Source organism: Thalassotalea sp. G20_0 (genome assembly GCF_017744175.1).
Lineage (GTDB): Bacteria > Pseudomonadota > Gammaproteobacteria > Pseudomonadales > Endozoicomonadaceae > Endozoicomonas.
Genome location: NZ_JAGHQV010000016.1, coordinates 15,098 through 36,616, shown reverse-complemented (window position 1 = coordinate 36,616; position 21,519 = coordinate 15,098). Strand labels below are relative to the sequence as shown.

Annotated in this window: 17 protein-coding genes; 4 read left to right on the top strand and 13 right to left on the bottom strand. The window is 49.6% G+C overall.

The features are described from left to right. Nucleotides 1–46: 46 nt before the first annotated feature. On the bottom strand, nt 47–280 hold the full coding sequence (locus J7438_RS11500; RefSeq protein WP_286196537.1) for a DUF2788 domain-containing protein: 234 nt from the start codon (nt 278–280) through the stop codon (nt 47–49). Nucleotides 281–485: 205 nt separating this feature from the next. Here J7438_RS11500 and J7438_RS11495 point away from each other — a divergent pair, with 205 nt between their 5' ends. After that, entirely contained in the window at nt 486–848 is a 363-nt protein-coding gene (locus tag J7438_RS11495) for a hypothetical protein (protein WP_209276654.1), read from the top strand. A gap of 52 nt (nt 849–900) precedes the next feature. Next, complete coding sequence (locus J7438_RS11490; protein ID WP_209276653.1) at nt 901–2,943, top strand: hypothetical protein; 2,043 nt, start codon at nt 901–903, stop codon at nt 2,941–2,943. A 51-nt stretch (nt 2,944–2,994) separates the two neighbouring features. Here J7438_RS11490 and J7438_RS11485 read toward each other — a convergent pair whose 3' ends face one another. From J7438_RS11485 to J7438_RS11470, 4 genes are all read right to left on the bottom strand, one after another. Then, nucleotides 2,995–3,603 carry a DUF416 family protein gene (locus J7438_RS11485; protein ID WP_209276652.1) on the bottom strand — a complete coding sequence of 203 codons (609 nt, stop codon included), beginning with the start codon at nt 3,601–3,603 and terminating at the stop codon, nt 2,995–2,997. A 74-nt stretch (nt 3,604–3,677) separates the two neighbouring features. Further along, nucleotides 3,678–4,058, bottom strand: coding sequence for a hypothetical protein (locus J7438_RS11480; RefSeq protein ID WP_209276651.1), 381 nt, complete (start codon nt 4,056–4,058; stop codon nt 3,678–3,680). 451 nt (nt 4,059–4,509) lie between these two features. After that, nucleotides 4,510–5,076 (bottom strand): elongation factor P-like protein EfpL, encoded by a 567-nt coding sequence (gene efpL / locus J7438_RS11475; RefSeq protein ID WP_209276650.1) that lies wholly within the window; start codon nt 5,074–5,076, stop codon nt 4,510–4,512. 235 nt (nt 5,077–5,311) lie between these two features. Further along, a complete protein-coding gene (locus tag J7438_RS11470; RefSeq protein WP_209276649.1) occupies nt 5,312–5,500 on the bottom strand; it encodes a hypothetical protein in 189 nt (62 codons plus the stop codon). 267 nt (nt 5,501–5,767) lie between these two features. On the opposite strand from J7438_RS11470, the gene J7438_RS11465 reads away from it, so the two are divergent. Together J7438_RS11465 and ggt are read left to right on the top strand one after the other, a co-directional pair. Then, nucleotides 5,768–6,346, top strand: coding sequence for a hemerythrin domain-containing protein (locus J7438_RS11465; RefSeq protein WP_209276648.1), 579 nt, complete (start codon nt 5,768–5,770; stop codon nt 6,344–6,346). Nucleotides 6,347–6,554: 208 nt separating this feature from the next. Continuing rightward, nucleotides 6,555–8,303: a gamma-glutamyltransferase gene (gene ggt, locus J7438_RS11460; protein ID WP_209276647.1), complete on the top strand. Its 1,749-nt coding sequence runs from the start codon at nt 6,555–6,557 to the stop codon at nt 8,301–8,303. 151 nt (nt 8,304–8,454) lie between these two features. On the opposite strand, the gene J7438_RS11455 is transcribed toward ggt, so the two are convergent. The 8 genes from J7438_RS11455 to J7438_RS11420 form a co-directional block, all read right to left on the bottom strand. Next, nucleotides 8,455–9,675, bottom strand: a complete 1,221-nt coding sequence (locus J7438_RS11455; RefSeq protein WP_209276646.1) for an ankyrin repeat domain-containing protein — start codon at nt 9,673–9,675, stop codon at nt 8,455–8,457. A gap of 800 nt (nt 9,676–10,475) precedes the next feature. Continuing rightward, a complete protein-coding gene (locus J7438_RS11450; RefSeq protein ID WP_209276645.1) occupies nt 10,476–12,509 on the bottom strand; it encodes a M26 family metallopeptidase in 2,034 nt (677 codons plus the stop codon). A 299-nt stretch (nt 12,510–12,808) separates the two neighbouring features. Beyond that, complete coding sequence (locus J7438_RS11445) at nt 12,809–13,360, bottom strand: AMP-binding enzyme (RefSeq protein ID WP_209276644.1); 552 nt, start codon at nt 13,358–13,360, stop codon at nt 12,809–12,811. A 170-nt stretch (nt 13,361–13,530) separates the two neighbouring features. Next, complete coding sequence (locus tag J7438_RS11440; RefSeq protein WP_209276643.1) at nt 13,531–15,420, bottom strand: M26 family metallopeptidase; 1,890 nt, start codon at nt 15,418–15,420, stop codon at nt 13,531–13,533. Nucleotides 15,421–15,718: 298 nt separating this feature from the next. Further along, the gene (locus J7438_RS11435; RefSeq protein ID WP_209200544.1) at nt 15,719–17,662 is read right to left on the bottom strand and encodes an acetoacetate--CoA ligase; all 1,944 of its coding nucleotides are present in this window, start codon (nt 17,660–17,662) and stop codon (nt 15,719–15,721) included. Nucleotides 17,663–17,706: 44 nt separating this feature from the next. Then, nucleotides 17,707–18,645, bottom strand: coding sequence for a hydroxymethylglutaryl-CoA lyase (locus J7438_RS11430; protein ID WP_209200545.1), 939 nt, complete (start codon nt 18,643–18,645; stop codon nt 17,707–17,709). Between the two features lie 27 nt (nt 18,646–18,672). Next, on the bottom strand, nt 18,673–20,649 hold the full coding sequence (locus J7438_RS11425; protein WP_209276642.1) for an acetyl/propionyl/methylcrotonyl-CoA carboxylase subunit alpha: 1,977 nt from the start codon (nt 20,647–20,649) through the stop codon (nt 18,673–18,675). After that, on the bottom strand, nt 20,642–21,508 hold the full coding sequence (locus J7438_RS11420) for an enoyl-CoA hydratase-related protein (RefSeq protein ID WP_286196536.1): 867 nt from the start codon (nt 21,506–21,508) through the stop codon (nt 20,642–20,644). Before J7438_RS11420 ends, J7438_RS11425 begins: the two co-directional genes overlap by 8 nt. Nucleotides 21,509–21,519 lie beyond the last annotated feature (11 nt).

The window sequence follows — 21,519 nt, the reverse complement described above, 5'->3', positions numbered from 1 at the left end:
CCAAAAAGCTGTTACTAATCCGGCCATCTGCCATCGTGCGTATGGCCTAAACAATCACCTCAACAAGAAATGTTTTGATCAGAAAACCCAGGACACCCAGGCCGAGAGCTCCAAAGAGTACAAATGTACCCCATTTTCCCGCATTGGATTTTTTGGCCAGGTCATAAACGATAAAAGCCATAAATAAAACCAGCCCGCTGATTAAGACCTGCAACATGATGGATTCGAACTCAGCAATATCCATAGAACCTCCAGAAATTTTGCCGACTTTTTTCGCCAACTTTCTTATGCCGGTATTTTAGGCATTTTCTGCTGAGTCGCCAATATCGCATATAAACATAGTACAGCTCCCATCAGTTGATGCGTTATTGCCAGGTGCTGCAACCCTCAACCTTCAACAGACCCTACACAGATTTGTCCCCAGACCGATATAGGTATCCAGAGAGTTTCAAAATGATCTGGTCAAAGGCTATCCGGGGGTAGGTATGGCGCTCAAACTCAGGCTGGTAGATGTCACCAAATTACAAAAAACCAACTATCTGACTTCGGAGGCATCAAAGGCTGCCGTCCGGGAGGCAAAAGCGTTGCTGGATAAGCAGGAAGAGTTTATGAAAAATGGTGGAATGGACCGGCAAAAGCTACGTGCTTTTATCAATAGTGACTATTGGACATCTCGCCAAAAGCAGAAAGCCAGGGAAGAACTGCTCAATTTTCATAATGAGTTTAAAAGCAATATGGCCAATGAAGCAACGGCTAAGCGCAAAGAGCTGAACAGTGCCAGCAGTCTGCTCACGCAACGTAAAGTGAAGAAAGCAAGTACCGTTAAAAAGCGCTCTGGATATGTATAGGGCGTAAACAGATCAATACAAAAAATAACTGCTTTTCAGGGATGAGTTCAGCATGAATAACGTTAACGGCGTTTCCACGACGAATGATATAAAAACTCTAAATCCGGCAGATATGAGTCAGCAGGACTTCATTGCTGCTGTTTATCTTGAGCGTGGAGAAATGCTGGACTCAGAAGTTCGACGAATTATTGGTGAAATTGATAAAAGTAATCAGTATATAGATACCATTAATAAGTTGATTGGCAAGGCAAATGTTGCCGAGTATGGATCAACCCATTATTCCTCCACCACATGGCAGGTTAAAGGCAAAAATGTTGTGCTTGATAATGGTTACGGGTTGAATTTCCAGCCGGATGGTAAGGGTGGGAATACCTTCACTCTCCTTGACGGTGATGGTAATCAGTTAATCTACCAGAACCAGACTCTGATACCTGTGCCTGCCGGTGCTACGGTGGATGCACTGGAAGTTGGCATTCCCGTGATGAACGACATGACCTATATACTGAATGATGGCACTGAGATTACCTTTAAGGCCGGAGCCCCGGATAAAGCATTCAACTCCTCGGACTTTTCCGGAGGAATGGCGGATATAACTTCGATTATCATTACCCGGGATAATCAGGGAATGAAAATCAGTGATGTTAATGTTGCCGGATCAATGACCATCGGTGCCCCTACCATTGAGACGCCAACTGACGTGGGAGTAACCCAGCCGACCACAACCACGCAAACGGTAAGTGTTCCTGCTAACACTCTGCCGGTGTATGAGCACTACGATGAGAACGAAAATTACGACACCATTGATGTCGTCCATGGGGAAAGAGTATCCTCCAAGTGGGAAGGGGTTATTCAGAATAAATCTCCAGCGGAACAGGCCGCCATACTGTCCAAGATAAAGTCGGATGGCGGGCTATCTATATACTGGGAACTAGGTGACGCAGATAATACTAATGAGATTTATCATAAAACGTTTGATTATGAGCCCTACGCCAATGAAACGCTCTCCCAGTTTATTGGACGTGCCGTTAATAGCTCCAAAACGGATTTCCGAAACTATGTCCATGCAGAGGAAGGTGATATAGAAATAGAGTATATCCAAACCGACATTCACTTTCCCGCTTATAGTTATCAGGAAGTGATACCGGGGACCAGTAAAACAACCAAACAAGTTTCACCCAGCAGTATTAACGAAAGCCGGGATTTTTATGACTCTGAGAATTATGGGAGTATCAAGGCATTCACTGATGATTATTTATTAAAATTGAAAAGTGACCTGACGAAAAGGGATCTTAGTGATGAACAGATAAAGGGGCTTGAAAAAGAATTGCAGACCAATGGCTATTCCATTAACTTGAGGCTGGAGGATACTGATGGGGAAGATAACTCGTATGGCAGAAATTATAGCTACAAAATGGTCCCCGGAGAGTCTGTGGATGAGTTCTTTGAACGCGTGATGGATCATTCAGCAGCAAAACTCAGATCATGGATAAATTACCATATGGATGAGGGCGCAATTAACATAGAATCCATGTCTGCCTCCAGTACTATACCCGGATTCTCCTATGATCAGTATGCACCACTTCCACAGGCTGAAGAAAATGCCGCTCGTCCGAAAAACCGCCATAGCCTGGATGTAAACAATCATGATGGCCACATCCTGTATGAAGCCGGCGGTATGCACCAGTGGGAGTATGATGGCCGGGGTACCCAGGCCATCAGCAAAGCGAATCCCAATGATTCCAGCAATCAGGTATCCGGTTTTTTTGGCAGGAAGCTGGCGTTCAGCCAGTCAGTCAATGATGAGTTTAGCGGTACCACGCCGTTTATGACCCAGAAGGAGAAAGAACTCCTGAGTAATATATTGAGGATTACCTATCCCGATGCCAGCGGCAGTGGCAAGCTGACCCCTGAAGAGTGGGTCACGTTAAAGAAGAGCCTGATTAATGCCCGGGATAATCTCAATGGCAACAGTCAGATTCAGACCGTTCAGCTGCAAAGGGCGATGCAGACGTATAATCAAAACTTTGAGGCTATGTCCAACGCCCAGCAGAAGATCTACTCCCTGCTCAGGGATATCATTTCTAATGTGAAGTAATCCGGGTCAACCGGCAATGGCGGTGCAGCAGCGAATGCCGGTCCACTTGACTTAATCAAGACTGATTCCCAGTTGACTGATACCATCGTTGGCAGAAAGTTGCCGAAGCTCTTTGGTAAATTCTTTTGATGGTTTCTTTTGCTGACAGACCATGCTGATCAACTCACTGATAAACCGACGTTGAACCTCAAACAATTCATGCTCTTCAGTGTACTGCGCCAGCTCTGTTCCTCTGAGCTCTTGTGCTTCAGTGTGTTTTATGAATTTACCAATGGTGCTGAGTGACACGGTTAATGCACTGGCCGTTTCATCAACGGATGCTTTCATGGCACAGTTGATGGCACAGTTAAGACCAGCCGAAAAATCCAGCGCCGGTTCAACACCAAACATATCAAAATCTTCAGGGGCTGGCGTATTTTCATCCAGTCGTTCAAGTAGACGTTCGAAGTTTTTTGCCGATTGAAGTCCGGCAGTATAGTCCCAGAGCATGTTCAGACAATGCCTCACATCGGCAGCATGGCCAAATTCTGCCAGCTCTGAAAACAGTGCAAAGTTGGGCCAGGCTCTCTCAGTAACTGCGGTAGCCAGTGTGGCCAGTTGCCAGGGAGCGAGTAATTCAATTTGGCGAGAATATTGTGCGTACAGTGTGCGGGTGTTCAATGATGATTACCATTAGGGTTGATGCCGCTGGCATTCTAGCATTTCTTATTAACAGCGACATCACTACTTTAAATTTACAGGGGCCATGTAAACTGCAGACGTACAGAGTTGAAATTGTAATTGGAATTCAACTCAACAGAACCACCATCCGGTAAGCAGCTGCCCGCAGTAATTCTATTGGTCCTGAGCTGAACCTCCCCACAATCACTGAAAGAGTAACGGGTGTTCTGCCTGATAAAATAGATACTTTCTTTAACGCTTTCTCCAAGACCGATGCTCTCCAGTCCGTAAAGAATAGCTGAACCTGCAACCTGGTCCCGGACCTTATCCGGGTCATCAATGGTTTTGTAAATGAATGAGCCAATGCGTTCTTCACTGAATTCTATTGTCTGTTTGAAAATAAATTCTGTTTGTTTGTGGTCTGTTTGATAAGCCGGTGCCTGATAATATTTCATGGATGAAACATCGTTTAAAAACGGGGCTCTATCATTTGATTCCATCAGCATGGACTGATCAGCTGATGAATAGGATATAAAGCCTATTGCCATAGATAAGTAAATCGTTCGAAAAATGTTTTGGGCAATATTTGTTATTTTCATGGCTTTAATCCTTGAGTTGATTTATGTCTGTTTGTTCTTTTTTCTCCAAAAGAGATTTTTGGGTTTTTGATAGGAAGAGAATGTTTTTTAGTTCTATTTAGATAATCAAAAACCAAATGCTTAAAACATATTGTTTTGAATGCATATCAACACATTAGACACCTAAAGAGTGAAAATAACTTGAACAAAGGTATTATATTTCTATTTGATCTATGGTTTTGAGTGTTTTAATTGTTTTAGAGAATAAAAATATCTTTTTATATTCCTAATATGGTTTCCAGAGAACATCCCCGGAAACCAATGGGCATCAGGCGCGGGACATGAATTTCCCGGTTTCTGTATTGATTTTAATGATTTCCCCGTTACTGAGATACTCTGGAACCTGAACTTCCAGACCAGTGCTGACCCGGGCTGGTTTTGTTCTTGCCGCGGCCGAGGCTCCTTTTATGCCAGGGGCCGTATCAACAATTTCCAGGGCAACGGATGCCGGCAGGTCAATCGCCAGTAGCTGGCCATCAACCAGCAGGGCGGTCAGGCCTTCCATATTGTCAGCGATATAGAGAAGCTGGTCCTCAATTGTGCTGGCATTGACGAGATACTGGGAATAATCCTCAGAATCCATAAACGTACACTCATTGTCTTCACGATAGAGAAGCGTTACGGCTCTTCTCTGCAGGTCCACATCAGTGAGAAGAATGTCGCCGGTCAGTGTCTGCTCAAGTTTCTGGCCACCGGGAACAGAATTGAAACGAACCTTATACAGGGTCTGGGCACCGCGGGCAGATGGGCTTTTCGCCTCAACCTGACGAACCTGATAATACTGGCCTTCAATGTCTACAATCTGGCCTTTTTTCAGTTCTCGAGCGTAAGGCATTGGATTCCTCGGAATAGCTGGTATGCAGATAAATACGGTTGGAGTGATGATTGCTCTGGTCTGTAATGCTTTGATCCGGATAGTCAAGTTCCAGCGTCAGGAGTTTCTGTCCGGACAGCCAGAGTAAAGCATCCATCGGGGCATTCTAAATTGATTATGTCTGCTGATAAAGAGAGCAGTGCGTGAAGTACTGCGTAATACTATGCCGGATTGAGGTTTAAAAAGATGAGTCTCATCAATGCAAATGTCGTGGGTTACTGGATTTACCAACAACCTTGCCCTTGTTATCGAGAATTTTATCCCTGGAATCCACACGGTATATCTGCCTTAAATACTCTTCCTTAATGGCTTTCTCATCAACAAGAGGCTTGGTATCCACTCCGGCGTATGCCAGGTATTCAAGCATGTACAGGGGGTTCGGCATAATAACCTCCGAGCCAGTTATAATGTGCGCGGTAGCTTACCTTTCGCCATGACTCCGTTTGTTGATACAGGGCATAAAAAGAGTGCCTTGTCATGAAAGTTTGTTGAAAGCCTATGTAAACCACTGATGAAGCTTGTTGTCTGTCAATTACATGAAAAATATTGCATCGTGCTCGCTAAAATAGAAAAAATTGACTTACATCAATGCTTGAAAAAGGCTGGGCCTATAAAAAAGATTATTAGAAGAAATATCTAAGGGGGATGCTATATGACGACAGTGATTGACCGAATCATCAAAGACCATCAGCATATGGCACGCTTGCTGGACTACCTGGATTACGAGGTCTCTGGTTACCGGGAAGGCAGTGAGCACAATCCTCAGCTGAACATTATTATTGAAGCGCTGGATTATATGCATAACTATCCAGATGCATTTCACCATCCTCTTGAGTCCAGGTTGATGGCCCGGCTTCGTCCCCGGTTGGCCAGTAAAGAAGAACGGGTTCAGTTTGATATGATTGAGGATCAACACCGGCAGATTACGGCAATGACCCAGAGGCTTGTGGAGGCTTTCAATACCGTTGCTTCTGACCAGGTTATCCCGATTAATCTGCTACTGGCTGAATACACGCTCTACAGTGAATTGCAGCGGGAACATATGGAACTGGAAAACCAGTATATGATTCCGGCGATGCAGTCCTTATTGAGTGTTGATGATCTGGTACTGGTTGATAATGATCTTAAACAGATGTCTGATCCACTTTTTGGTTCTCATTTATGGGAGGTATACCAAAATCTGTACCAGTATGTTACTGAGCGGGAAAACGGGGTTGAGCCGGTTACTTGATATTCAGCTCTACTCATAACCTTTACTCTCCAGCAAATTGCATGTTAAGAATTTGCTGGGAGTTCTGTCCAGACCGTAACTCAGTTTGCGGCTTGTCCCTTCGCCTTTATCTTCTTCACCCAGTCTGCAATGTAATAGCACTGATATTCATAAAGTGATAATTGTATAGGGCAGTTTTTTATTTCGCTATCGAAAGAGAGGATGGAGCGTGGGTAAACCAATAACATGGATTGTTGCAGGCATTTTCTGGATGCAGGCTCATTTCGTTCTTGCTGATGCCATTCCCCCCGGAGAGATTGCGCCCGAGCCGGGTACAGGCAATACGGAACAGGAACTGGTCAGGGCCTCTGACTATATGGTAGCTACTGCAAACCCCTATGCAGCGAGAGCTGGTTACGAAATTCTCAAACAGGGCGGTTCTGCTATTGATGCTGTCATCACCACGCAGCTGGTACTGAACCTGGTGGAACCGCAATCTTCAGGTATTGGTGGGTCGGGATTAGTCGTTTATTTTGATAATAAGGTCGGACAGTTATCCACCTGGGAAGGTCGTGAGACTGCACCGGGGCAGGTAAAGCCGGATCACTTTCTTGATGAAACAGGAGAACCCAGGGCGTTTTATGATGCGGTTGTGGGTGGGCGATCGGTAGCAACTCCCGGTCTGCTCAAGTTGATGTATGAAGTGCATCAAAAGCATGGAAAACTGGCTTGGAAAACCTTGTTCAAGCCAGCGATAAAACTGGCCCGGGAAGGGTTTATTGTGTCGCCAAGACTGGCCAGCCTTGTTGCCATGGATCAGACACGCCTGGGGCGTTATGAAAACACGAGAAACTACTTTTATCCTGAAGGCCGTCCTGTGCAGGAAGGCGATCTGCTGAAAAACCTGCCATTTGCCAATACTCTGTCTCTTATTGCCAGTCGTGGGATTGATCCGTTCTATCAGGGAGAGATTGGTCGCGATATCGTCACAACGGTGAACTCAGTAACCGATAATCCTGGCTTACTGACTATGAGTGACCTGAACCGTTATCAGGTTCAGGAACGTGACCCTGCCTGTATGGACTATCGGAGGTATCGGGTGTGCAGTATGGGACCACCGAGTTCGGGTGGGCTGACCATGGGGCAGATTCTCGGGATGCTGGATCACTACAACCTGCCTGAACTGGGCAAGGACAACCCCATTAGCTGGCAACTGATTGGTGATGCAACGCGTCTGGCTTTTGCCGACCGTGGAATGTATATGGCGGATCAGGACTTTATTAATGTGCCGGAGGGGTTGCTGGATAAGTCCTATCTTCTTGAGCGAAGTCGGCTGCTTAAAACTGGAAAGCCGTTGCAAGGGGTTGCTCCGGGCTTGCCGCCGGGCATAGACGAAATACGTCAGGCTTCCGTTGAAGCGCTGGAACTCCCGGCAACGACGCATATCAGCATTGTTGATGGTGATGGCAATGCGGTGGCGATGACCTCCAGCGTAGAGAATGCTTTTGGCTCACGCCTGATGGTTGGTGGTTTTCTATTAAATAACTCCATGACGGATTTTTCCTTTCGTCCATTTATTGATGGCAAACCGGTAGCCAATCGCATAGCGCCAGGTAAACGACCAATGTCTTCTATGTCTCCCACTATCGTGCTACGTGATGGCAAGCCCTATATGGTTCTTGGCTCAGCGGGTGGCAGTCGTATAATTGTTCATGTTGTCAAAACAGTTATTGCTCATCTGGACTGGCAATTACCCGTGGATGAAGCCGTTAGTCTATCTCACCGAATCAATATGCAGGGATCTTATGAACTTGAGTCCGGAACGGATGCGGAAAAGCTGGTAATACCGCTAAAAGCAATGGGGTATAAGGTATCAGTCCGTGATCTGAACAGCGGTCTGCATGCCATTGTTATAAAGAAGTCAGGCCTGGAAGGGGCTGCTGATCCACGGCGGGAAGGTGCGGTTATGGGGGACTGAATACCCGTATGCCCAAGATCGAAGACCAATGGCACTGACTTAAGACTCCAAGCCATGATCTGCCTCACCAGAGTCATGGCTATAGAATAGCAAGAAAAGAACCGTTTTTTCTCTTGTTTTCATCCCAAACCAAAGTAGCAGCGAATAAGGATCAGGATAAAGTGCACTGCAGATCATTTAGATCTTCAAAAGCTTCTGCAACATCCAATAGCTCTAACTGCCAGCTGTACTTGGCTCCGGCTCCGATAAGCGCTCGCTCGCATTGTACGTCACTTGCAAAATCCAGCGCCGTCTGGTTCCTGTTGTTTTTGACGTTAATATCTGCATTGGCATCAATAAGGGTCATAAGGTATCCGATATTGTTTTCTCTGGCAGCCGCAAAGAGTGCAGTTTCACCGGAGTAGTCTCTGGCATTAATATCTGCCCCAGCCCTAATCAGAGTTTTGGCACATTCTACATTGTCAGTCCGGTTGCCCAGGTGGAGGGCCGTACGGCCCAGTTGATCTCTGGCATTGCGATCCGCCCCAGACTCAAGGAGTTTTTGAAGAAAGGTAATATCATCAAGTCCAGCGGCGATATGAAGTGCACAGTCGCCAAACCGGTTTTTAACATCCACATTTGCCCCGGCGAGCATGACTGCGTTCATGAGCTTTTTGTCTTGACGACTGACCGCACAGGTAAGAGGCGTGAAACCGTTCGTGAGAACGCTGCCTTTTTCAAATCTGCCATTAATGTCCGCACCTGCGTCAATCAGAGGTTGCATGCACTCGGTGCTGCCTGACCCAACTGCATTGAACAATGCATGATTGAGATCAAGACTAAGAGCGAGCACCCCCTCGTTGAGCAGAACATGTACGCTCACGGGGAGATTTTTCGCGGTGGCGATCATCAGAGACTCATTTAAAATCTCAGTACGTCGTCCACTGTTGAGATCCTCAAAACAGTACCATGATTTCATCAGAAATCGAATTGAATCAGTTTGGCCACTTTCCGAGGCAATACGCAGGGCACCAGCAGCTTCGTTCGCCCCCTTTTTCATCAAATACCGCATAGACTCTACCTGAGCTTCTCCTGCAGCAGCACCCATTGCCTTATTAAGTTTTTCGGTAATGTAATCTCTATGGTGCCCCTTGAACCAGGTGTTTAATACCCACTCCAGACACTCAATCCGGCCATTTGCAGCTGCTGTATACAATACAGAGTTAGGATTGGGGTGTGGCCCTTTTGATTTTTCCCACAATAATTGCAAGCACTCAACCTGACCGTGTTTAGCGGCAATCTTTCCCAGGGCATCAATTATGCTCTCCAGATTATCAGCATAAACGCCTCCTCCAGATTGTTGCCAGCCTATATTGTCGATATCAAGATCCAACACCTTTCCCAGTGCTTCCAGATCCCCATAACGACAGGCATGTGCAGCTAAAGGCTGAGAGCAACGAAGCAACGGCAGGATAGGTTGCTCCGAACAGACAATGCAATGCAGTTCACTCCGCCTGGCCTCAGCCCTGGCTTGATCAAGCAATGGTTGAAGAATGCAGTCAAGATGGAATTGGTGGGACTCAGGGCACGACGCGGTGACCACCGATCGCCCACCAAATAAGCTGTTTGTTTGCTCTTTACAGAGAGCACAAGTTGGAAAATTACTTAAATTGTTTATCGAATTTGTAACATTATTCATAACAGATCTCCGTTAGAAGCGAGCAGCTGCCTTTCACCTCCATTGGTATTTTCCTGAAATCTGTTGTCAAAGGACTGATCAGATATACAGAAACACTGTCAGTGCAAAACCAGTGAGAGAGCGAGAACCACCTTGGCCCGATTGCTATCACTGCACTCTGAAAAGCGTTTTTCCAGAACGTGAGCAAGTGAGTTGTTTTTCAGCTTAGGAGGCTGAGCGAGAATAGCGCCCGTCTAGGAGGCTGTCCGAGAATAGACTGCCCTACTGCGGTGGCAGCAAATTGGTCTAAAAATTCCGTTTTGTTCGGTAAATAGCCCCGCTATTCACCTCACAAAACGGAATTTTTATCCTCAATTTTCTGCCATCCTCGCTACGGGCGCTATTCTCGGTCAGCCTCCTAGGCGACCCATTAGCGAGGATAGCAGTCTATTCTCGGTCAGCCTCTTGGGAACAGTCCTTAATTAATAACAGTCGTGCTTTCTAACTTTCGGTTTCTATACCAACCGAAGTAACGGCACCAATTCACCATCATCGCTGTCTTCTGCAATATCGGGCATTGAGTTCACGGAGTGTTCGGGGGATCTGTTCACTGGATTGTCCCCTGTGCTCCCGGCCGATATGGGGCTATAACCAGCCGCAGGCGATGCCCGGTTGCGATAGTAGCGGAAGATGCACAAGCCAACCACCAGCACCAAGAGTACACCGCCCAGGGCTATAGCGGCTAAAGCGGCTTGATTCAGGTTCAGATCCCTTGAGCTGCTTTTACCCGAAATGGTTGGGGTTGTTGTTGGAATTGTTGTCGGGATTGTGGCCGGGGAAAACCCACACTGATGAAGTTGATTGTTTGCCAGTGCCGTAAAATTATAAACATCGGGCCGATAATTCGGCGGCAGCAGACCAGGGTCAATACCTGCACCTGAATTATCCAGCCAGGGATGACAACCAGGGTCGGTATTGTTTTGCCAGTGTCCATTGATACGGACATTACAGATGCCCGCTTCAGGACCACCCATGACACCAGCATCTCCATATTCACTGTCGACTTCGCAATTGATCGCCGTGGTGCAGGCAAGATTGCTATAAGATGAAAATCCTCCCTCTCCGATGCCAGCATCTGCGCTCTTGCCGGAGGTTGTCACTGTACAGTTCAATGCGGTGGTGCCAACTATCTTTACAGATTCAAATCCGCCACCAACCATGCCCACCCCGATACCGGCGTTCCCGCCGGGGCCGGAGGTCGTCACAGTGCAGTTTGCTGCTGTGGTGTTAGCAACATTTGCCACAGAAAAGCTGCCTCCCCCTGCGCCGATGCCTGCATTGCCACGTAAACCGGAAGCGGCAACGGTACAGTTCACCGCTGTGGTGTTGGCAACCATGTCAAAAAAAACAGCTTTGCCCAGGCCAATACCTGCGTCGCCATACTCACCGGTGTTTTCGACTAAACAGTCCAACGCCGTGGTGTGAGCAATCGTGCCATCATTAAAAGCCGTACCCACGCCAATGCCTGCACCTCCATATTTAGCGGAATTTTCAACTTTGCAGTTCACCGCCGTGGTGTTGGCAACCATGCCATGACCATCACGACGCCCCTCTGCTTTAAAACCTGCCATTAGCCTCCCCGCACCAATGCCTGCTGCTCCTGAATATTCAGAGCTGGCCGACGTGCAATTCACCGCAGTGGTGCCGACAACCCTGCCATTATCACGAAGAAACCCGGCACCAATACCTGCTGCTCCAGCGTCTTCCACGCCAGCGGAGGCTGCCACAGTGCAGTTCACTGCGGTGGTGTTGAGCACCGTTCCCCGGACATTCCCCCCGGCAATCCCCGCACTGTCACCCAGGGCTACTACACGGGCATTGTCAACGCTGACATTACTGACCATGGCCTCGTCTGCAATGATACAGGCCACTACCGCGACCGGGCCTTTGTCTCTTATATTGGCACCGTTAAAGTTCAGGCCATCGATCCGGCCTTCATCACCCAGCGTTTGCACCAGACAATGGCTTAGATTACAAATGGTGCCGTTTTCGCCACGGAGGGTGCCGGTAAATGGATGAGTATCATTACCAATGGGCTGGCCCAACTGGCTACCATCAATATCCCCGGTCTGTCGGTAAGTACCATTGAGTGGATAGTCAGGGTCATGGCCGATCTTACCCAGGGTTGCAGCATCCGGCACCGCTATCCACCGGTCACTGTTATCGTCGGCTGTGGCTGTCGCATTGGCAGCAGTGAGGCCGGACGGAGCACTTGGCACCATGGTCGGGTTCAGCAGCTGATGGGTCCGGGGCGTTGTGCTGGCCGGTTTACGATGCTGCGGCGGTATGTCTTGCTGTCTGTTTTTTATTGCACTGTGGTCGTTTACCGGGTTTTCCTCACGGGTATTTTCCTGTAACAACGGTACGGCGTCAGATTCTGAACACACACCCAGTCGTCCCCACCGTCCCTGTGGCTCGACAGACTGGCTTGTTGATGGTTGCGAGGCACTGGCAGTAACGCTGCCGGGCATGGTTGGTGGCTGTATCAAAATCACTCCCTCATGATGGCGTTAATTATTGTGCTGGTTTCCTACCGCTCAAATTCCTGGGACCGCCACAGGCAGTCATAGGTCTTTGCAATTTGATTGTTCGGTCATCCAGCATAATGAAAATGCCACACGTGGAGAGAAGGCCTATTCGTGCCTGACTCGGGGATTCTCACGGCAAAAGAGCAAACAACCCGCAGGGTAGAATAGCCCCGGATGCGTTACTTTGCTGTGAAAATTCCCGAGAAGAGCATAAAACGGGCCAGCCTGAAATGCGTGAGGCCTTCAGTACTTCGAAAAGCTCAGGAAAAAAGCTCCTGACGATTTCTGAACTGATCCAGGGCATCCGGGTTGGCCTGGGCATCGGTATTTTTTACCGGCCGATTATGAATAACTTCACGCACCGGCAGCTCAACGATTTTACCGCTGATGCTTCTTGGAATGTCGGTGACCTGCAGAACCTTGGCGGGAACGTGACGAGGCGTAGTGTTGCTGCGAATGGTCTGGATGATTTTCCGGATCAACTGATCATTAAGTGTCACGCCATCACGAAGCTGCACAAACAACACAATGCGTGTGTCGTCTTCCCACTCCTGTCCTACCGCAATGCTTTCAAGTACTTCTTCTACCTTTTCAACCTGACGATAAATCTCGGCAGTACCAATGCGGACGTCTCCCGGATTTAATACGGCATCGGCCCGGCCATGGATAATAACGCCGCCATGCCGGGTCAGCTCGCCGTAATCGCCATGAGCCCAGCCCCCTGCTAACTCGTTGAAGTAGGCGTTGTGGTACTTGCTGCCATCAGGGTCATTCCATAAGCCAACGGGCATGGACGGGAAGTGTAACTTCATAGCTGATATCCGGAAGAATGACTTTCAATAATTCCCCCGGCTGGGGAATTATACGGCAAATAATTGGCAGTAATTTTTCTGTGCCTGTTGTAAAGGCTGCAAGTGAGTTTATTTTTGAGCTTGGAAACAGTCCTTAATTGATACCATGCGTGCTTTCTAAGTTTCGGATGCTATACCAACCGGAGTAACGGCACTAATTCACCATCATCGTTGTCTTCTGCAAGATCGGGTAGTGGGTTCACGGAGCGCTCGGGGGATCTGGTCACGGGATTGTCGTCCCCTATGCCCTCGGCCAATATGGGGCTATAGCCAGCCGGAGCCGCAGACGATGCCAGGTTGCGATAGTAACGGTAGATGCACAAAACCCCCACCAGCACAAAAAGCACACCGCCCAGGGCAATACCGGCTATAGCAGCTTGACTCAGGTCCAAAGCCCTTGAGCTGCTATTGCTGGAAGTGGTTGGGGTTGTTGTCGGGACGACAGGGAAGAACCCACACTGACGAACAGGATTGTTTGCCAGTGCCTCACCAGGCCGACAATCTGGCGTCAGCAGACCAGAGTCAATACCTGCACATAAATTATCCAGCCAGGGCTGACAACCAGGAACGGTATTGTTTTGCCAGCGTCCATTGATACGAACATTACAGATATCAGGGTCAGAACCACCCTTGATAGAAGCCACTGCATATTCACTGTCGATTTCGCAATTTATCGCTGTGGTGCTGGCAACGATGGCTGTAGAATCTAATATTCCCGCTCCGATGCCAGCAGATGCGTCCTTTCCGGAGGATGCCACGGTACAGTTCAGCGCGGTGGTGTCAGCAATCTTTGTAGAATCAAATCCAGTTAAAAGCGTGCCCGCCCCGATGCCGGCACCCCCGCCAGTGCCGGAGGTTGTCACATTGCAGTTTACCGCTGTGGTGTTGGCAACAGTTGCCAAACTAAAAACGCCCCCACCCACGCCGATGCCTGAACTTCCATCCAAGCCGGAAGCTGTCACGTTACAGTTCACCGCTGTGGTGTCGGCAACCATGCCAAAAAGAGCAGCTCTGCCCGCGCCAATACCTGCGTAGCCATAATCTCCGGAGTTTTCGACTTTGCAGTTCACCGCCGTGGTGTCAGCAAGCGTGCCATTACCAAAAGCCGTACCCGCGCCGATGCCTGCACTTCCATCCCTGAGGGAAGCTGTCACGTGACAGTTCACCGCGGTGGTATCGACAACATTACCATTACCACTAATTAGCCCGGCACCAATACCTGCGTTCCCGGTCTCTTTCCCGCCAGCGGAGGTTGCCACTGAACAGTTGACTGCGGTGGTGTTGAACACCGTTCCCCGGACATCCCCCCCGGTAATTCCCGCACTGTCACCCAGGGCTACTACACGGGCATTGTCAACGCTGACATTACTGACCATGGCCTCGTCTGCAATGATACAGGCCACTACCGCGACCGGGCCTTTGTCTCTTATATTGGCACCGTTAAAGTTCAGGCCATCGATCCGGCCTTCATCACCCAGCGTTTGCACCAGACAATGGCTTAGATTACAAATGGTGCCGTTTTCGCCACGGAGGGTGCCGGTAAATGGATGAGTATCATTACCAATGGGCTGGCCCAACTGGCTACCATCAATATCCCCGGTCTGTCGGTAAGTACCATTGAGTGGATAGTCAGGGTCATGGCCGATCTTGCCCAGGGTTGCAGCGTCCGGCACCGCTATCCACCGGTCACTGTGATCGTTGGCTGTGGCTGTCGCATTGGCAGCAGTGAGGCCGGACGGAGCACATGGTACCATGGTCAGGTTAGGCAGCTGACGAGTCCGGGGCGTTGTGCTGGCCGGTTTACGGTGCTGCGGCGGTACGTCTTGCTGTCTGTTTTTTATTGTACTGTGGTCGTTTACCGGGTTTTCCTCCCGGGTATTGTCCTGTAACAACGGTACGGCGTCAGATTCTGTGCACACACCCAGTCGCCCCCACCGTCCCTGTGGCTCGACAGACTGGGTTGTTGCAGGTCGTGAGGCGCTGGCAGTAACGCTGCCGGGCATGGTTGGTGGCTGTATCAAAATCACTCCCTCATGATGGCGTTAATTATTGCGCTGGTTTCCTACCGCTCAAATTCCCAAGACCGCCACAGACAGTCATGAGACTTTGTAATTTGATTGTTCGGTCATCCAGCATAATGAAAATGCCACACGGGTAGTGAAGGCCTATTCGTGCCTGACTCGGGGATTCTCACGGCAAAGAGCAAACAACCCGCAGTGTAGAATAGCCCCGGATGCGTTACTTTGCCGTGAAAATTCCCGAGAAGCGTATAAAACGGGCCAGCCTGAAATGCGTGAGCCCTTCAGTACTTCGAAAAGCTCAGGAAAAAAGCTCCTGACGGTGTCTGAACTGATCCAGGGCATCCGGGTTGGCCAGGGCATCGGTATTTTTTACCGGCCGATTATGGATAACTTCACGCACCGCCAGCTCAACGATTTTACCGCTGATGGTTCTTGGAATGTCGGTTACCTGAAGAACCTTGGCGGGAACGTGACGAGGCGTAGTGTTGCTGCGAATGGTCTGGATGATTTTTCGGATCAATTGATCATTGAGTGTCACGCCATCACGAAGCTGCACAAACAACACAATGCGTGTGTCGTCTTCCCATTCCTGTCCTACCGCAATGCTTTCTAGCACTTCCTCTACCTTTTCAACCTGGCGATAAATCTCGGCAGTACCAATGCGGACACCTCCCGGATTCAATACGGCATCGGCCCGGCCATGGATAATAACGCCACCGTGCCGGGTCAGCTCGCCGTAATCGCCATGAGCCCAAACCCCTGCAAACTCGTTGAAGTAGGCGTTGTGGTATTTGCTGCCATCACGATCATTCCAGAAGCCAATGGGCATGGACGGGAAGCTGGACTGACAGACCAGCTCTCCCTTTTCTTCAGTCACAGGAGTCCCTGCCGTATCCACAAAGTGAACATCCATACCCAGCCCCCGACACTGCAGTTCACCACGATAGACCGGCAGTATCGGGCAGCCCAGGGCAAAGCAGGAGATGATGTCCGTGCCACCGGATATGGAAGAAAGCCGGACATCCGCTTTTACCGCCTGAAAGACATAGTCATAGCTTTCGTGCAGCAAGGGAGAGCCTGTCGACAGAATGGCTTTGAGATGTTGAAGGTTATGACTGCTGGCAGGTTTGACGCCGGCTTTTTGCAGGGCGGCAATGTACTTGGCACTGGTACCAAAAATGGCAACGTTCTCCGCCTCTGCCATATCCATCAGAGTTGCAGGTTCGGGATAAAAGGGGGAGCCATCGTACAAAACGACAGTGGCCCCAAGGGCTAGCGAGGAAACCAGCCAGTTCCACATCATCCAGCCACAGGTGGTAAAGTAGAAAATCGTATCCCGGGCTTTCAGATCGGTATGAAGGCCCAGCTCTTTCAAATGCTGTAGCAGCGTTCCTCCATGACCATGAACAATGCACTTGGGGGCACCAGTGGTACCTGAAGAGTACATAATGAACAGTGGATGATTAAACTCGACAGGTACGATACTCACCGATTCATTGGATGGCTGGCAGAAATCAGCCCAGAGCACCGCATTGTTGAGTTGCCCGATATCCGGCTCCGGATTGGCAAAAGGCACAACGACGGTGGTTTCCAGCGATGGGATGTATTGCTGAATCTGTGCTGTTTTTGCCATACAGTCGATGGTTTTACCGCCATAAAAGTAACCGTCAACCGTGAGCAGGAGCCGGGGCTCAATCTGTCCGAAACGGTCCAGCACGCCCTGAATACCAAAATCTGGCGAACAGGATGACCAGATTGCCCCGAGCGCTGTGGTGGCCAGCATCAGAATAATGGTTTCCGGGCAGTTGGGCATAAAGGCCGCAATACGATCCCCTTTTTTGACACCGGCTTCAATCAACCCCTGTTGGGCTGCGGCTACTGACTGATAGAGCTCCCGGTAGCTCAGGTTTCGGCGACGGCCATTCTCACCTTTGAATACCAGGGCTGTTTTATTATCTCTTCGTTGCAGAAGGTGTTCTGCATAGTTCAGTGTTGAGTCAGGAAACCATTGAGCGCCTGGCATACTGTCGTTTATTAAGGGAGCGGTGGGTTGGGTATGAAATTGTACGCGGTAGAATTCCGCCAGCTGTTGCCAGAAGGCCGGGCGGTCTTCAATGCTCCATCGGTATAGATCAGAATAATCCTCCAGTGGCAAACCTGTGACTTCTTTTACGCGGTTGATAAACGCCTGAAGATTGGATGATGTTATTGTGTTTTGATCCGGTATCCACAGTGCTGTCATTGGCTTTCTCTTTTGGATTCTTTTCTGGATTCGCGAGTGGTAATTCACCCGGAAGGCTGAATCGACCGGCTCAATGCCAACCCGGCATTTGATCTTGAGGGTATACCCAGCTGGTCACAAATGAATGTAGCCGCTTTGAGCAGTTCCTCCATATTTATCCCGGTTTTTATGCCCATGCCGTGCAGCATATAGACCACATCTTCCGTCGCCAGATTGCCCGATGCCCCGGGGGCATAAGGACAACCTCCCAGGCCGGCAACCGAACTGTCAATCACCGAAAGCCCTTCTTCGAGCAGTGCTAAAACATTGGCCAGTGCCTGTCCATAGGTATTGTGAAAGTGTGCCGCCAGGGCTGAGACGGGAATATGTCGGGAAGTGTGCTCCAGAACTTTTTTGGCGTTGAGGGGCGTGCCAACGCCAGTGGTGTCACCCAGGGATATTTCATAGCAGCCCATCTGCCAGAGTTGTTCGGCCACTCCGGCAACGGCAGAAGGGCGGATATCGCCATCATAGGGGCATCCCATCACACAGGAAACATAGCCTCTGACGTTTAAACCGTATTTTTTTGCCGCTGCCATAACCGGTTCAAAACGCTGCAGGCTTTGGGCAATGGAACAGTTGATATTTTTTTGGCTGAACCCTTCTGAGGCTGAAGCAAATACCGCCACTTCATCAGCGCCAGCGACCAGGGCTGCCTCAAAACCTTTGAGGTTTGGGGTCAGGGCACCATAGGTGATTCCCGGTTGTCGATGAAGAAGATCAAAAACTTTGTGGGAGTCTGCCATTTGCGGAACGGCTTTTGGTGACACAAAGCTGCCAGCTTCAATACGCTTCAGTCCTGTTCTGGCAAGACGGTTGATCAGCTCAGAGCGAATCCCGGCAGAGAGTATCTCCGGCTGATTCTGCAGCCCGTCTCTGGCACCCATCTCAACCAGCGTTACCCTGTCAGGCAGTTGCTGTGAATTGGCTGTATCACTTGCCATCCCTTTGCTCCATGTTTTTAGTGTTGCTTATTCGATGAACGTCAGTAATGGCGAACCTGCCCCAACCTGGTCTCCGGCCTGATAAAGTATCCGCTCAATGGTTCCGGACTCTTTGGCGGTGATGCAGTGCTCCATCTTCATTGCTTCCATCATCAGCAGCGGGGTTCCCTGCACCACAGACTGGCCCTCATTGACCATCACGCAGGTGATGGAGCCACTCATCGGAGCAAGAGGTACATTATCCTGATGGTCTTCCTGTTCCATGGGGTGGCCGGGGAGTGCAACTTCATAGCTGATTTCCGGAAGAATGACTTTCAATAATTCCCCGGGCTGGGGAATTATACGGCAAATGATTGGCTGTAATTTCTCTGCGTCTGTCGTGTCAAAACGGAGGCTCACTGATGCGCCGCAGGTTTTGTGGTTAACATTGGCGGTTATAGTCAGTGATTTATCTTCGATACGGAGTCGATAACGGTTGGAATGTTTATCGATCCTGACCAGCCAGCGCTGTTCATCCAGATAAAGCTGAACCAGGGATTCTGTGCTGAAAGTGGAGCCACATAAGGTTGGCAGTAACTTATCCGGTCTGGCGAGGTTGCCACATTCAAACTGATAAATAGCCGCAACCGCTAACAGCTGCTCTCTTTGCTCCGGGGATAAAGCGGGAAAAGGGTGATGATCAATAAAGTCAGTACTGAGTTTGGCATCAATAAATGCCGGCGTTGCCAGCAGGTGGGCGAGAAAGTCCCGGTTATCGCAGATCCCTGCCTGATAATATTGGGCCAGCGCCGTCTGAAGCTGTGCTATTGCAGCTTGTCGGCTGGGGCCTCTGGCAATGATTTTTGCCATCATGGGGTCATACCAGGCGGTGATGCTGTCACCGGCCTGAATGCCGGTATCAATACGCAGGTTGCCATGGGTCTCTGGCCATTCCAGGGTCAAAATGCGTCCTGAGGTGGGCAGAAAATCCAGCCGTGGGTTTTCTGCGTACAACCGGGTTTCAATTGCATGGCCATGGCAGTGTAATGACGTCTGGTTCAATGGCAGAGGCTTGCCGGATGCCACGGTTAACTGCCACTCAACCAGGTCCAGATCGGTGACCATTTCCGTTACCGGATGCTCCACCTGGAGGCGGGTATTCATCTCCATAAAGTAGAATTGATCACCATCAAGCAGAAACTCCACAGTCCCCGCCCCTTGATAGCCGATGGCTTTTCCGGCGGCGACGGCGGCATTGCCCATGGCTTTGCGCAGTTCGGGAGTCAGGCCGGGGGCGGGCGCTTCTTCAATCACTTTTTGATGTCGGCGCTGCAAAGAGCAGTCCCGGTCAAAAAGGAACACACCATTTCCCTGTTGGTCAAAGAAGATCTGAACTTCAACATGCCGCGCTTTTGTGACAAAACGTTCAAGGAGCAATTGGTCATTGCCAAAGGCTTTTTCTGCTTCACGCCTTGCTGATTCCAGCTGCTGCTCCAGGTGCTCTGAATGTTCAACAACACGCATCCCTTTACCGCCACCGCCAAAAGCAGCCTTGATCAGCAGGGGGTAACCAATGAGTTCGGCTTCAGCCATCAGCTGCTGGTTACTCTGGTGCTCGCCGTGGTAACCGGGAACCAGAGGGACTCCGGCCTCTGCCATGATTTTCTTGGCTTCACTTTTCGAGCCCATGGCATCGATAGCCGAAGCTGGAGGGCCTACGAAGATAATGCCTTTTTGCTGGCAGGCTAAGGCAAAGTCGGCATTTTCCGACAGGAAGCCATAACCGGGGTGAATGGCATCCGCCTTTTCCTGCTCTGCTATAGATAATATTTTCTCAATATCCAGGTAACTCTCAAGAGCAGGGCTTGGGCCAGAATAAACTGCTTTAGTGGCCATGGTCGTATGGAGTGCCCGATGGTCGGCATCGGAATAGAGGGCAATGGTTTCCATACCCATGGCATGGGCTGTCTTTATGATTCGGCAGGCGATTTCACCACGGTTGGCAATCAGCAGGCGTTTAATCATGGTGTTGCTCCTCTGCTGATGGCTTTTTATTGGCTGATGGCTTTTTATTGGCTGATGGCTTTTTATTGGCTGATGGCTCTCCCCAGCCCGGAGCCCGCTTTTCCAGAAAAGCACTCAATCCCTCCTGACCTTCCGGTGAAATACGAAGACTGGCAATTCGTTCGCAGGTCAGATTAATGAGGTCTTCATCAATCAGCTGATGACTGATGTCATCAATTAATCTTTTCGCTTCAGCCATGGCAACGGGGGCGTTTTGAATGATTTGGTCACAAAGTGCTTTGACTGTCGATGATAAATCCTGCTCTTTACACCGTTCATGAATCAGGTTCAGGCGAAGAGCCTGTTTGGCTGAGATGGTTTCTGCACTGAGAAAATAGCGTCGTGCCTGGCGTGCTCCCATGGCTCGAACAACGTAAGGACTGATGACCGCAGGAATAAGCCCAAGTTTGACTTCGCTCAGGCAGAACTTTGCGGATTTACTGGCGATGGCGATATCGCAGGCGGTGATCAGCCCCAGGGCACCACCAAATGCTGCACCATGGATCACCGCTATAGTAGGGGCAGGGAACTGGTCCAGCCGTTGAATGAGGCTGGCCAGTTGCCGGGCATCCTGATGATTTTCTTCTTTGCTCAGTGCTTTCGACTGTTTCATCCAGTTGAGGTCAGCACCGGTACAGAAATGTTTACCATTGGCTTTGAGTATCAGAAGGCGGGTGGGCGTCTGCTCAATCTGATCAAGAGCCTGGTGCATTTCGGCAATCAGCTCTTTATTCAGGGCGTTGCCGGTTTCAGGCCGGTTGAGACAGAGCGTAACGATCTGACGGTCACTTATATCGAGGGTCAGGTTCTTATAGTTCATTGTGATGCGCA